Raw genomic sequence first — 13,472 nt, 5'->3', positions numbered from 1 at the left:
CCGCAGCCGATTCCGCTGCATTGCGCTTTTTAACAGCGCAATTTGCGCTTTATGCACGGGGTAAACGACACAAAAAACGCACCACCATGAAGCATTCTCTGCTCCCAGCTATTCACCGCCCTTACATCAATTACAAAATATAGGGACTGTCACATGACTCCATTGCGATCACTCTTCGCCGCGTTGCTGTTGCCACTGTGCGCGAGCGCCGCCCACGCCCAGGACTGGAAAGAAATCCGCTTCGGCGTGTTCCCCGAATACCCGCCCTTTGAGTCCGTCGCTGCCGACGGCAGCCTGCAAGGTTTTGATATCGAGTTGGGCAACGCCATCTGCGCCAAGCTCGAAGTCAAATGCACCTGGGTGCACAACGAATTCGACGGCATGATCCCGGCCCTGCGCGCGCGCAAGTTCGACGCGATCATGTCGTCCATGGCGGTCACACCGGCTCGCGAAAAAGTCATCGACTTCAGCGACCGCCTGTTCCTCAGCCCCACCTCGGTGATCACCCGTAAAAACACCGAGTTCGGCGACACGCCGGAGTCGCTCAAAGGCAAGCAGGTGGGCGTGCTGCAAGGTTCACTGCAGGAAGCCTATGCACGTGCGCACCTGGCCAGGCTCGGCGCGCAGATCAAGGCGTACCAGTCCCAGGAGCAGAACTACGCCGACCTGCAAAACGGCCGCCTCGACGCCACCCTGACCGACAAGCTCGAAGCCCAGCTCAACTTCCTGTCCAAGCCTGAAGGCGCCGACTACAAGACGGGCCCGGCCTTCAAGGACCCGACCTTGCCGCTGGATATCGCCATGGGCTTGCGCAAGAACGACGCCGAACTGCGTGCGCTGATCAATAAGGGCATCGCCGCCGTGCAGGCCGATGGCACCTACGCACAGATCCAGAAGAAGTACTTCGGCGATCAGGATATCTACAACGAATAGGCCCACCTCGGCCCCTGTGGGAGCTGGCTTTTGTGGCGAGCAAGCTTGCTTGCGCTGGAGTGCGAAGCGCTCCAAAAAAAGCCGGCGCCAGCTGCGCTGTCGAACGGGAGCAAGCTCCCTCGCCACAAAAGCCCGCTCCCACAGGGGTATATCTACGCCCATTTGAGACCCCCTCAATGAACGAACTCCTCAACCTGCAAGGCTACGGCCCGATGCTGGCCCAGGGTGCCTGGATGACGCTCAAGCTGGCGTTGCTGGCGCTGACCCTGAGCCTCGCCCTGGGCCTGATCGCCGCCGGTGCCAAGCTTTCGAGCGCCAAATGGCTGCGCGTGCCCGCCACCCTGTACACCACGCTGATACGCAGCGTGCCGGACCTGGTGCTGATCCTGCTGATTTTCTACAGCCTGCAACTGTGGCTCAACGACCTGAGCGAAGTGTTCGGCTGGGATTACTTTGAAATCGATCCGTTTACCGCCGGGGTGATCACCCTGGGGTTTATCTACGGCGCGTATTTCACCGAAAACTTTCGCGGCGCCATTCTCAGTGTGCCGGCCGGGCAACTGGAAGCCGCCACCGCCTACGGCCTGAGCCGCTGGCAGCGTTTTCACCTGGTGCTGTTCCCGCAACTGATGCGCTTTGCCCTGCCGGGCCTGGGCAACAACTGGCTGGTGCTGCTCAAGTCCACGGCGCTGGTGTCGATCATCGGCCTGTCGGACCTGGTCAAGGCTGCGCAAAACGCTGGCAAGACCACCAATGAGCCACTGTACTTCCTGATCCTCGCGGGCCTGGTGTACCTGGTGATCACCACCCTCTCCAACCGCATCTTCAAGCGCCTCGAACGGCGCTACAACCTCGGCATCAAGGGGATGGCGCGATGATCGAACTGTTCCAGCAATACGGCCTGGCCTACCTGTTCAGCGATGGCACAGGGTTGTCCGGAGTCGCCATGACCTTGTGGCTGTTTATCATCTCGGTGGTCGCAGGTTTTGTGCTGTCGATCCCGCTGGCGCTGGCGCGCGTCTCGCAGCACGTCTGGCTGCGCTGGCCGGTGGAGGTCTACACCTATCTGTTTCGTGGCACGCCGCTGTATATCCAATTGCTGATTTGCTACACCGGGCTTTACAGTCTGGAAGTGGTGCAGGACAACGCGCTGCTTAATCAGTTTTTCCGTAATGCGCTCAACTGCACGTTGCTGGCGTTTGTGCTCAACACCTGCGCCTACACCGTGGAAATCTTCGCCGGGGCGATCCGCAACATTCCCCACGGCGAAATCGAAGCTGCGCGTGCCTATGGCCTGCACGGCTGGCGCCTCAACCTGTTTGTGGTGGTGCCCGCCGCGCTGCGCCGTGCGCTGCCAGCCTACAGCAATGAAATGATCCTGATGTTGCACGCTACCTCGCTGGCCTTTACCGCCACCGTCGCCGATATCCTCAAGGTCGCCCGCGACGCCAACGCCGAGACGTTCCTGACGTTCCAGGCTTTCGGCATCGCCGCCCTGCTCTACATGCTGCTGTCCTTTGCACTGGTGGGCCTGTTCCGACTGGCCGAACGTCGCTGGATGCGTTTTCTTGTTCCTACCCGAGGCTAACCCATGAATCAGTCCGCGCAGGCCCTGGCCGCTTACCCTGTTGACGCCCCCGTTGCCAAACCGGCAACCGCTGCGATCAAGCTTCAAGTCGAAGGCATCCACAAACGTTACGGCGACCACGAAGTGCTCAAGGGCGTGTCCCTCAATGCACGCAACGGCGACGTCATCAGCCTGATCGGCGCCAGCGGTTCGGGCAAAAGCACGATGCTGCGCTGCATCAACTTTCTCGAACAGCCGGACGCCGGGGTCATCACCCTCGATGGCATCAGCATCGAAATGCGCCAGGGCCGCGCCGGCACCCGCGCGCCGCACCAGGAACAACTGCAAAACCTGCGCACACGCCTGGCCATGGTGTTCCAGCACTTCAACCTGTGGAGCCACATGACCGTGCTGGAAAACATCACCATGGCCCCGCGCCGGGTGTTGGACGTGAGCGCGGCAGAGGCGGAAAAACGCGCACGCCTGTACCTGGACAAGGTCGGCCTGCCCGGCCGCGTGGCCGATCAATACCCGGCGTTTCTGTCCGGCGGCCAGCAACAACGCGTGGCCATCGCAAGGGCATTGGCGATGGAGCCGGAAATTATTCTGTTCGATGAACCGACCTCAGCGCTGGACCCGGAACTTGTAGGAGAAGTCCTCAAAGTCATACAGACGTTGGCCGAGGAAGGTCGTACCATGCTGATGGTCACCCACGAAATGGGCTTTGCCCGCCAGGTGTCCAGCCAAGTGCTGTTTTTGCACCAGGGCCGAGTCGAGGAACAAGGCGGCGCCGAGATCCTCGACCATCCCAACAGCGAACGCTTGCAGCAATTTCTTTCCAACCGTTTGAAGTGAACTCATGGATACCAAGGCCAACGGACCCCACTCTTCGCCCACGCTGGACCGCATCGATGAGGCGATCATCGACGTGTTGCGCCACCAGGGGCGTATCACCTACGAAAAGCTTTCCTCGCTTGTACACCTGACACCCAGGCCGTGCCTGGAACGGGTGCGCAAGCTGGAGCGACGCGGGGTGATCCGTGGTTATGGGGCGATCATCGATGTGCAGATGGTCTCGCCAGGGCTGTCGCTGCTGGTGCTGGTGGCCTTGTCCAATCAGAGCGGGCGCTCGGCGCAGAAGGCCTTTGAGGCCTGCGTCAAAGCCTGCCCGCAGGTGTTCGAGTGCCAACTGATCAGCGGGCCGTTCGACTACAGCTTGCGCATGCGCTGCCGGGATATGGAGCATTACCGGGTGCTGACGGAGACCTGGTTGAACAACGATGAGCTGCACATCGATAAGTTAGTGGCGCACCCGGAGTTGGCGGTGGTCAAAAACACCGCGACCGAACTGGCCTGAAACCCACGCTAGATCGTTCCCGCGCTCCGCGTAGGAATGCATCCAGTGACGCTCCGCGTCACGACCTCAAAGCAGACGCGGAGCGTCCAGGGCGGCATTCCCACGCAGAGCGTGGGAACGATCATCGAGCCAGCTCCCACATTTTTAACTGTGCCCGCTTGAGATTTTCTTGCCCGGCCTGGCCCCGATCAGCTTCGCCTGCCCATCCTTCTGTAGATCGTTCCCACGCTCCGCGTGGGAATGCATCCAGTGACGCTCCGCGTCACGACCTCAAAGCGGACGCGGAGCGTCCAGGGCGGCATTCCCACGCAGAGCGTGGGAACGATCATCGAGCCAGCTCCCACATTTTTAACTGTGCCCGCTTGAGATTTTCTTGCCCGGCCTGGCCCCGATCAGCTTCGCCTGCCCATCCTTCTGTAGATCGTTCCCACGCTCCGCGTGGGAATGCATCCAGTGACGCTCCGCGTCACGACCTCAAAGCGGACGCGGAGCGTCCAGGGCGGCATTCCCACGCAGAGCGTGGGAACGATCATCGAGCCAGCTCCCACATTTTTAACTGTGCCCGCTTGAGATTTTCTTGCCCGGCCTGGCCCCGATCAGCTTCGCCTGCCCATCCTTCTGCTTGCCCGTGCGCGCCTCGCTGATCAACCCCGGTATCAGCTTGCCCTCCGGCAGATTCTTCCAGAACCGGCTGGGCAAATGCCCTTCCATCACTTTGGGGTTTAGCCGCGCCGGGTTGAAGATATGGCTGTAATAGGTCAGCCACATCGCACTGTGTGGATCTTCGACATTTTGCGCCAACTGTTGCCACGCCTCAGGGCACTGGCGTTGATGAATCAACTGCTCACCGTCGTAATACACACCGTCCAAAGGCGTTGCGATCATCCAGCGATGGCGGCCCATGCGCCCGACAAAATGCTGGCTGGCGGACTTCAAGATGTCATGGGCCGGTTCATGCCACGCCACATACTCCGGCAACTGCGGGCCGGCCTGCGCAGGCAAGGCAATAAACCGCACAAACGCATGCAGGTGATGGGCCTCGCGGCTGACCTGTTTGATGCGCCGCTGTAACTCACTGCCCAACTTGTCCCCGGCCAGCATCGCGGTGCGGTCGCCATGGCTGACACGCCACAACACCTCGTACAACAGGCTCCAGCGCTGATCACCGTGGTAACAGGCGGCCGATTCCAACAACTCCAGCAACGCCTTGGGAATCCGCGCCTGAAACGGCCCGAGCTGCTCAGGTACAGGCTCGTCCGTGGCAAACAGGTCCGCCACTTCGGCCTCGCCCCAGCTCACCTGGCTGGGGTCGACCTGATGGCTGAGCAGCCAGCGCGCCTGCTCGCGCCAGGTGCTGAAGAGGTTGTCGCATTCCAGGCTGATCATCCCCACAGCCCCATCTGTTGTGGCTGCGGGCGGTCGCGCAGTTGCTCGCGCAGCAGCACGCTGGTGCTGTCCGCCTGTTGCGGGTGGTAGTCGCTGGTGATGAAAAACGGCTTGGCCTTGGCCAGCACGCAACGCATGCGCGCCAGGTCTTCAAAGCGAATTTTGCGTTCGCGGCGCAGGTCGACCAGGCGCTGGGTGGTGCGCAGGCCAATGCCGGGGATACGCGCGATCAGCGTGGGTTCGGCGCGGTTCAGGTCCAGCGGGAACACCTCGCGGTGCTCCAGCGCCCAGGCCAGCTTGGGGTCGATATCCAGCGCCAGGTGGCCTGGGCCTTGGAACAGCTCATTGGCGCTGAAACCGTAACTGCGCAACAGAAAGTCGGCCTGGTACAAGCGGTGTTCACGCATCAGCGGCGGCGCGGCCAGCGGCACACTTTTCGGGCTGTTGGGGATGGGGCTGAACGCCGAGTAATACACGCGCCGCAGCTTGTAGTTGCCATACAGCGCCTCGGCACCGTGCAGGATGGTGCTGTCGTCGGTGTCATCGGCGCCGACGATCATCTGCGTGCTCTGCCCCGCTGGCGCAAAACGCGGTGCGCGCGGCTCGTTGAACACCGTCTGCTCGCCGGTGTAGATGGTCTGCATGGCTTGCTTGATCGAGCCGATCTGCTTCTCCGGCGCCAGGGTTTGCAGGCTGGCGTCGGTGGGCAACTCGATGTTCACGCTGAGGCGATCGGCATAACGCCCGGCTTCGGCGATCAGCGCAGGGTCGGCTTCGGGAATGGTCTTGAGGTGGATGTAACCGCGAAAGTCATGCTCTTCGCGCAACAGTTTGGCGACCCGAACCAACTGCTCCATGGTGTAGTCGGCCGAACGGATGATGCCGGAGCTGAGAAACAGCCCGCTGACGCAATTGCGTTTGTAGAAGTCCAGGGTCAGGGTAACCACCTCCTCCGGGCTGAAACGCGCACGGGGCACGTCGCTGGAGCGGCGGTTGACGCAGTATTGGCAGTCGTACAGGCAGAAGTTGGTGAGCAACACCTTGAGCAACGACACACAACGCCCATCCGGCGTGTAGCTGTGGCAGATGCCCATGCCGTCGGTAGAACCCAGCCCGGCCTTGCCCTCGGAGCTGCGCTTGGGCGCGCCACTGCTGGCGCAGGAAGCGTCGTACTTGGCGGCGTCGGCGAGGATGCTGAGTTTTTCGATCAACTGCATGAAGGGCTACCGATACTGGTTTTTTGTACAGTACCAATAGCCCGACGTTGTCACAAGTGCCGTCTGTAGGAGCGCGCCTTTTGTGGCGAGGGAGCTTGCTCCCGCTGGGCTGCGAAGCGGCCCCAAAAACGTGCGGGCGCTACGCACCCGAGCGGGAGCAAGCTCCCTCGCCACAGTAATCAGCTGGCAGTGGCCAGCAGTAAATCCTGCACCGAGCGCGCCTTGCCACGGTGACGATCGTTTTCATACAACGAGGCGGCAATCTCATCGGCCCGAATCGGCAGTACCGACAGCAAGGTGTCGCTCAAACCATGGCTGGCCTGGCTGAACCCCTGGATATAGATACCGGCCTTGCAGCGCTCGTCGGTGACGATCCGATAGTCGCGGGCCACTTCGAAGTCGCCCATATAGGCTTGCAGTGGCGCCAGCAGTTCGCGGTGCATCTGGCGCTCATAGCCGGTGGCCAGGATCACCGCGTCGTAATGGCTCACGCTGGTGTCGCCGTTGGCGTTGTTGCGCAGCACCAGTTCGATGCCCAGCGGCCCGGCCGTGGCTTGCTCGACCACGGTCATGGTGCGGAAGGCCTGGCGGTTGATACCGGAGACTTTCTGGCGGTAAAAAATCCCGTAGATGCGCTCGATCAGGTCCAGGTCGACCACCGAATAGTTGGTGTTCTGGTACTCGGCCACCAGGCGCTCACGCTCGGCGCCGACTTGCTGGAACACCAGGTCGGTAAAGGCCGGCGAGAACACTTCGTTGACGAATGGACTGTCGTCCGCCGGTTTGAGCGCCGAACCGCGCAGGATCATGTCCACCTGCACCGACGGGAAGCTGTCGTTGAGGTCGATAAAGGCTTCGGCCGCGCTCTGCCCGCCGCCGATGATGGCAATGCGCATAGGCTTGCCGTCCACGCACGGCTGCTGGGCCATGCGCTCGAGGTATTGGGAATGGTGGAACACCCGGCCGTCGTCCCTGAGCGCCTTGAACGCCGCCGGCACACGTGGCGTGCCGCCGGCGCTGACCACCACCGAACGGGTGGTGCGCACATGCTGTTCGCCCTGGGCATCACGGGAAATTACGCGCAACGCTTCAACCTGCTGCTGGTGCAGGATCGGCTCGATGGCCAGCACTTCCTCGCCATACCGCGCCTGGGCCTGGAACTGCCCGGCGACCCAGCGCAGGTAGTCGTTGTACTCCATGCGGCACGGATAGAAAGTGCCCAGGTTGATGAAGTCCACCAAACGGTCGTGGGCCTTCAAGTAGTTGACGAACGAGTACGGGCTGGTGGGGTTGCGCAGCGTCACCAGATCCTTGAGGAACGAAATCTGCAGTTCGCTCTGGGTGACCAGGGTATTGCCGTGCCAGCGGTAGTCGGCCTGCTTGTCGAGAAACACCACGTCCAGTTTGCCCTGGGCTTTTTCACGCTCCTGCAGGGCGATGGCCAGCGCCAGGTTCGAAGGGCCGAAACCGATCCCGATCAGATCGTGAACCGCGGGCGAAGCAATTGCCTGTGTCATTCCAGTGTCCTCTGGATAAGCCCCTTGGCGGTGGGGCGGGAATACCTGCAAAGCCTGAACAACAGGCCATGTGTTGATAGGAAACGAGGACAATGAAATAAAATTTAACTGATCTATGATCAGTGCGCGTCCCACTCACGCATGCGCACCCGGCAATGCTTCATGGCGTTGACGATATGTTTTTCCACCAGGCTGCGGGAAATGCTCAGGCGCTCGGCGATCTGCGGGTGAGAAAGGCCGTCGAGCTTGCGCAGCAGGAAGCTGTCTCGGCAGGCGCTGGGCAGCTCGGCCAGGGCACGTTCGAGCAGGGCCAGGCGCTGGGCCTGATCGTGGCTGGCGTGGGGCGAACTGGTGGCGAAGCGTTCTTCGCTGTCCAGCACCTCCAGCGGCTCGGACTGGCGCAAGGCATTGCGCCGATGGCCGTCGATCACCAGGTTCAGCGCAGTACGGTACAAAAACGCGCGCGGCTGTTCGATCGGCGTGTCGCTGGCGCGCTCCAGTACTCGCACGTAGGCGTCATGCACCACATCTTCGGCCACCTGACGGTTGCCCAGCTTGGCGTTGAGGAAACACACCAGCTCGCGATAGTAGTTTTCCAACATGACTCCCGACCGTCTGGGGGGACGGCATCAGTTCCTTGAGTGCTTACGAAGACAGGCCATGGATGATGGCAGTTTGAGTGCGTGCAATTTATAGTAATTCTCATCTACTTTTAAAGAAGTCTTGCATCAACCGTCGATTTTTTTATTCGACAGAGCTGTTACTACCTATGTAAGCGCCTAAATCGTCGGGCAATTTTCTCGTATAACTGTCAGCCCTCCGCTAACTGCGGTCCACACTTCCCGGCTGGAACCAACGCATGAAACGCCCTCGCCCCGCCCGACGCGCCCTGCTGGTTGTCGCGTGCCTGATTCCCATCGTTGCCCTGGCGGCCTGGCAGATACTGCCGCCGGGCCGCGACAGCCTCGCCACTGTCACCGTCACTCGCGGCAATATCGAAAACAGCGTCACGGCGCTGGGCACCCTGCAACCACGCCGGTATGTCGATGTGGGCGCACAGGCATCCGGGCAGATCCGCAAGATCCATGTCGAGGCCGGTGACCAGGTCAAAGAAGGCCAGTTGCTGGTCGAAATCGACCCGGCCACGCAGCAGGCCAAGCTCGATGCCAGCCGCTATGCCATCGACAACCTCAAGGCCCAGTTGCAGGAGCAGAAAGCCCAGCACCAACTGGCGCGCCAGAAATACCAGCGCCAGCAACGCCTGGTGGCCGGCAACGCCACCCGCGAAGAAGACGTGCAAACCGCCAAGGCCGAGCTGAGTGCCACCCAGGCACGGGTCGACATGTTTCAGGCGCAGATCCGCCAGGCCCAGGCCAGCTTGCGCAGCGACGAGGCCGAATTGGGCTATACACGCATCTTCGCGCCGATGAGCGGCACGGTGGTGGCGGTGGATGCGCGGGTCGGCCAGACCCTCAACGCCCAGCAGCAGACCCCGTTGATCCTGCGTATCGCCAAGTTGTCGCCGATGACCGTATGGGCCGAGGTCTCCGAAGCCGACATCGGCCACGTCAAACCCGGCATGACCGCCTATTTCACCACGCTCAGCGGCGGCGGCCGGCGCTGGACCAGTACCGTGCGCCAGATCCTGCCGATCCCGCCCAAGCCCCTGAATGAAACCAGCCAGGGCAACGGCAGCCCCAGCAGCACCAGCAAAAGCGGGAGCGGTCGCGTGGTGCTCTACACCGTGCTGCTGGATGTGGACAACGCCGACAATGCCCTGATGGCCGAAATGACCACCCAAGTTTTTTTCGTCGCCAGCCAGGTCAAGGATGTGCTCACCGTGCCGGTTGCGGCCTTGCTCGGCAGCCACGGCACCGATAAACAGACCGCCCGCGTCGTGGCCAAAAACGGCTCAATCGAAGAACGCGACGTGCGCCTGGGCATCAGTGACCGTTTGCGCGTCGAAGTGTTGGACGGCCTCAGCGAGGGCGACCACGTGTTGATCGGCCCAGCCGACGGCAATGGGGGTTGAGTTGACCACGCCGCTGATCGAACTCAAGAACATCCGCAAATCCTACGGCGGCGGTGACAGCCCGCAGGTCGACGTGTTGCGCGGCATCGACCTGTCGATCCACGCCGGGGAATTCGTCGCCATTGTCGGCGCCTCCGGCTCCGGCAAGTCCACGCTGATGAACATCCTCGGCTGCCTCGACCGCCCTTCCGAGGGTGACTACCTGTTCGCCGGCGAAAACGTCGCGCACCTGGGCAGCGACGAACTGGCCTGGCTGCGCCGCGAGGCCTTTGGGTTTGTGTTCCAGGGCTACCACCTGATTCCGTCCGGTTCGGCCCAGGAAAACGTCGAGATGCCGGCGATCTATGCCGGCATCAGCGCCACCGAGCGGCATGCCCGCGCCAAGGCCCTGCTCACGCGCCTGGGCCTGGCCGACCGCACCGCCAACCGCCCGCACCAACTCTCCGGCGGCCAGCAGCAACGGGTGTCGATCGCCCGCGCCCTGATGAACGGCGGGCATATCATCCTCGCCGACGAACCCACCGGCGCCCTCGACAGCCACAGCGGCGCCGAGGTGATGACGCTGCTGGACGAACTGGCGAGCCAGGGCCATGTGGTGATCCTGATTACCCACGACCGCGAAGTCGCGGCGCGGGCCAACCGCATCATCGAGATTCGTGACGGCCAGATCATCAGCGACTCGGCGCACAGTGACACCCATGTACCGGCCATGGCCAACAGCGACGCGCTGCAAGCCGTCGACCTGCGCCAGCGCCTGGCCGACGGTGCCGAGCACAACGGTGCCTGGAAAGCCGAACTGCTCGATGCGGTCCGCGCGGCCTGGCGAGTGATGTGGATCAATCGTTTTCGCACCGCGCTGACGCTGCTGGGGATCGTGATTGGCGTGGCGTCCGTGGTGGTGATGCTGGCCGTCGGCGAAGGCAGCAAGCGCCAGGTGATGGCGCAGATGGGCGCGTTCGGCTCCAATATCATTTACCTCAGCGGCTCCTCGCCCAACCCGCGCACGCCGCCGGGTATCGTGACCCTCAACGATGTCGCGGCACTGGCGATGTTGCCCCAGGTCAAGCGCATCATGCCGGTCAACGGCAACGACGCCGGGGTTCGCTTTGGCAACCTGGATTACCTGGCCTATGTGGGTGGCAACGACGTCAACTTCCCCGAAATTTTCAACTGGCCGGTGGTCGAGGGCAGCTATTTCACCCAGGAAGACGAGCGCGCCGGCGCCACCGTCGCGGTCATCGGCCACCGTATCCGCGAAAAGCTGTTCAAAAACGTCGCCAGCCCGATCGGCCAGTACATCCTGATCGAAAACGTGCCTTTCCAGGTCATCGGCGTCCTCGCCGAAAAAGGCTCCGCCTCCGGCAATAAAGACAGCGATGACCGGGTCGCCATCCCGTATACCGCCGCCAGCGTGCGCCTGTTCGGCACTTATAACCCCGAATACGTGGCGATTGCCGCCGCCGATGCGCGCAAGGTCCATGAGGCTGAAATGGCCATTGATCAACTGATGCTCAAGCTGCACAACGGTAAACGTGACTACCAGTTGACCAACAACGCCGCGATGATCCAGGCCGAAGCCCGCACGGCCAACACGCTGTCGCTGATGCTCGGTTCGATTGCGGCGATTTCCCTGCTGGTGGGCGGGATCGGTGTAATGAACATCATGCTGATGACCGTGCGTGAACGCACCCGCGAAATCGGCATTCGCATGGCCACCGGCGCGCGCCAGCGCGACATCCTGCGCCAGTTCCTAACCGAGGCGGTGATGCTCTCGGTGGTTGGCGGCCTGTTCGGCATCGCCCTCGCGCTGCTGGTGGGCGGCGTGCTGGTACTGGCCGAGGTGGCGGTGCAATTTTCCCTGGTGGCGGTGTTTGGCGCGTTTGGCTGTGCGCTGGTCACCGGTGTCGTATTCGGCTTTATGCCGGCCCGTAAAGCTGCCCGGCTCGATCCGGTTAAGGCGTTGACCAGTGAATAAACGATCTTCCCTGCTGGGCGTATGCCTGTTGCTCAACGCCTGTACCGGCAACCCGCCGAGCGTCGACAGCGGCCTCGCGCCGCCGCCCGCCTGGCAGTACGCCGAACGCGATGCCACGCAGGCGACCAACCAACGCTGGTGGACACACTTCGGCAGCCCGCCGCTCAACCGCCTGATCGACCAGGCGCGACGCGACAGTTATGACGTGGCCGCCGCCATGGCACGCGTGCGCCAGGCCCAGGCGAGTGCGGTAATTGCCGGGGCGCCGTTGTTACCTGAGGTCAAGTTCAACCTCACCGCCAGCCGTGAAAAACTGCTGCGCGGCAGCGGCAATGCCTCCTTGGACGCCACCGACAGCAACAAGACCGTCGACAGTTTCGGTGCCAACCTCTCAGCCAGCTATGAACTGGACTTCTGGGGCGGCCGCGTTGCCGCCCGCGACAGCGCCCTGCAAAGCCTGCGCGCCAGTGAGTTCGACCAGGCCACCGTGGAGCTGACCCTGCTCAGCAACGTCGCCGACCGCTACGCGCAAACCCTCGCCGCGCAGCAACGCCAGCAGATCGCCGAGCTGAACCTGGCCAATGCGCGCAACGTGCTGGACCTGGTGCAAACCCGCTACAGCGCAGGCTCCGCCACCGCCCTGGAGTTGGCCCAACAGAAAAGCCTGGTGGCCGGCCAACAACGGCAATTGCCGCTGATTGCGCAAGTGGCCGAAGAATCGCGGATCACCCTCGCCGCCCTGCTCGGTCAACCCGTACAAGCCCTGGACCTGGGCACCGAGCCGTTCCAGGCGCTGACCTGGCCAACCATTGGCCCGGGCGTGCCGAGCCAATTGCTCAGTCGTCGCCCCGACCTGGCCCGCGCCGAGGCGCAACTGGCGGCGGCCAGTGCCGACGTCACGGTGGCACGCGCAGCGATGCTGCCCAGCGTAACCTTGGGCGCGACAGTTGGCTCCGGCGCCTATAAAGCTGAAGACATCCTGCGCAGCCCGTTCTACAACCTGACCTCGGGGCTGGTCGCGCCGATCTTCAACAATGGCCGATTAAGCGCCGAGCGCGACAAGGCTCGCGCCCGCCAGGATGAACTGCTGCAAACCTATCGCGGTGCGATCATCAACGGCTTTGCCGATGTGGAGAAAGCCCTCAGCAGCATCACGCGCCTGGACCAGCAACGCCAATGGCAGGCCGAAGAGCTGCAACAGGCCCAGGCCGCCTTCCAGATCTCCGAGAGCCGCTACCAGGCAGGCGCCGAGGACTTGCTGACGGTGCTGGAAACCCAACGCACCTTGTATGCGGCCCAAGACTCGAATGTGCAACTGCGGCTGTCGCGGCTGCAAGCCAGCATTGCCTTGTACAAAGCGCTGGGCGGCGGCTGGGATACGCAGATCCGACAATAAAACTGTAAACTCCTACACAAAGCGTTTATTCGCCCTACATTCTTCGACCCTGGGTCCTTGGTAAAAAAGCCGTCCTCATACGGCAGCCCGGA

The 13,472-nt window shown here is 62.4% G+C and carries 12 protein-coding genes; 8 read left to right on the top strand and 4 right to left on the bottom strand.

All coding sequences use genetic code 11. The features are described from left to right. Positions 1 to 153 precede the first annotated feature (153 nt). The 5 genes from AB4P96_RS12765 (at position 154) to AB4P96_RS12745 (ending at position 3,857) form a co-directional block, all read left to right on the top strand. Complete coding sequence (locus AB4P96_RS12765; protein ID WP_395600840.1) at positions 154 to 933, top strand: ABC transporter substrate-binding protein; 780 nt, start codon at positions 154 to 156, stop codon at positions 931 to 933. Between the two features lie 176 nt (positions 934 to 1,109). Next, a complete protein-coding gene (locus AB4P96_RS12760; protein ID WP_017136263.1) occupies positions 1,110 to 1,811 on the top strand; it encodes an ABC transporter permease in 702 nt (233 codons plus the stop codon). Then, positions 1,808 to 2,521: an ABC transporter permease gene (locus tag AB4P96_RS12755; protein ID WP_056861353.1), complete on the top strand. Its 714-nt coding sequence runs from the start codon at positions 1,808 to 1,810 to the stop codon at positions 2,519 to 2,521. The genes AB4P96_RS12760 and AB4P96_RS12755 overlap by 4 nt, the downstream gene beginning before the upstream one ends. 3 nt (positions 2,522 to 2,524) lie before the next feature. Then, positions 2,525 to 3,355, top strand: a complete 831-nt coding sequence (locus AB4P96_RS12750; protein WP_178111031.1) for an ABC transporter ATP-binding protein — start codon at positions 2,525 to 2,527, stop codon at positions 3,353 to 3,355. Between the two features lie 4 nt (positions 3,356 to 3,359). Beyond that, on the top strand, positions 3,360 to 3,857 hold the full coding sequence (locus tag AB4P96_RS12745) for an Lrp/AsnC family transcriptional regulator (RefSeq protein ID WP_003192319.1): 498 nt from the start codon (positions 3,360 to 3,362) through the stop codon (positions 3,855 to 3,857). A 552-nt stretch (positions 3,858 to 4,409) separates the two neighbouring features. On the opposite strand, the gene AB4P96_RS12740 is transcribed toward AB4P96_RS12745, so the two are convergent. From AB4P96_RS12740 to AB4P96_RS12725, 4 genes are all read right to left on the bottom strand, one after another. Continuing rightward, on the bottom strand, positions 4,410 to 5,243 hold the full coding sequence (locus tag AB4P96_RS12740; RefSeq protein ID WP_017136265.1) for a TIGR03915 family putative DNA repair protein: 834 nt from the start codon (positions 5,241 to 5,243) through the stop codon (positions 4,410 to 4,412). Next, on the bottom strand, positions 5,240 to 6,460 hold the full coding sequence (locus tag AB4P96_RS12735; protein ID WP_138814781.1) for a putative DNA modification/repair radical SAM protein: 1,221 nt from the start codon (positions 6,458 to 6,460) through the stop codon (positions 5,240 to 5,242). The genes AB4P96_RS12740 and AB4P96_RS12735 overlap by 4 nt, the downstream gene beginning before the upstream one ends. Positions 6,461 to 6,639: 179 nt before the next feature. Continuing rightward, the gene (locus tag AB4P96_RS12730; protein ID WP_395600839.1) at positions 6,640 to 7,977 is read right to left on the bottom strand and encodes a lysine N(6)-hydroxylase/L-ornithine N(5)-oxygenase family protein; all 1,338 of its coding nucleotides are present in this window, start codon (positions 7,975 to 7,977) and stop codon (positions 6,640 to 6,642) included. 119 nt (positions 7,978 to 8,096) lie between these two features. After that, positions 8,097 to 8,579, bottom strand: a complete 483-nt coding sequence (locus AB4P96_RS12725; RefSeq protein ID WP_017136268.1) for a sigma-70 family RNA polymerase sigma factor — start codon at positions 8,577 to 8,579, stop codon at positions 8,097 to 8,099. 257 nt (positions 8,580 to 8,836) lie between these two features. Here AB4P96_RS12725 and AB4P96_RS12720 point away from each other — a divergent pair, with 257 nt between their 5' ends. The 3 genes from AB4P96_RS12720 to AB4P96_RS12710 are packed head-to-tail and all read left to right on the top strand — an operon-like array spanning position 8,837 to position 13,380. Beyond that, the gene (locus tag AB4P96_RS12720) at positions 8,837 to 10,009 is read left to right on the top strand and encodes an efflux RND transporter periplasmic adaptor subunit (protein WP_169988125.1); all 1,173 of its coding nucleotides are present in this window, start codon (positions 8,837 to 8,839) and stop codon (positions 10,007 to 10,009) included. After that, positions 9,999 to 11,984 (top strand): MacB family efflux pump subunit, encoded by a 1,986-nt coding sequence (locus AB4P96_RS12715; protein WP_169988122.1) that lies wholly within the window; start codon positions 9,999 to 10,001, stop codon positions 11,982 to 11,984. The genes AB4P96_RS12720 and AB4P96_RS12715 overlap by 11 nt, the downstream gene beginning before the upstream one ends. Beyond that, positions 11,977 to 13,380: an efflux transporter outer membrane subunit gene (locus AB4P96_RS12710; protein ID WP_169988120.1), complete on the top strand. Its 1,404-nt coding sequence runs from the start codon at positions 11,977 to 11,979 to the stop codon at positions 13,378 to 13,380. The genes AB4P96_RS12715 and AB4P96_RS12710 overlap by 8 nt, the downstream gene beginning before the upstream one ends. Positions 13,381 to 13,472: the final 92 nt, after the last annotated feature.

This window comes from Pseudomonas sp. B19125, assembly GCF_044218855.1.
In the GTDB taxonomy this organism is placed as follows: Bacteria; Pseudomonadota; Gammaproteobacteria; order Pseudomonadales; family Pseudomonadaceae; genus Aquipseudomonas; species Aquipseudomonas edaphica.
The sequence above is the reverse complement of the archived record's forward strand: the minus strand, read 5'-3'. Positions and strand labels throughout refer to the sequence as shown.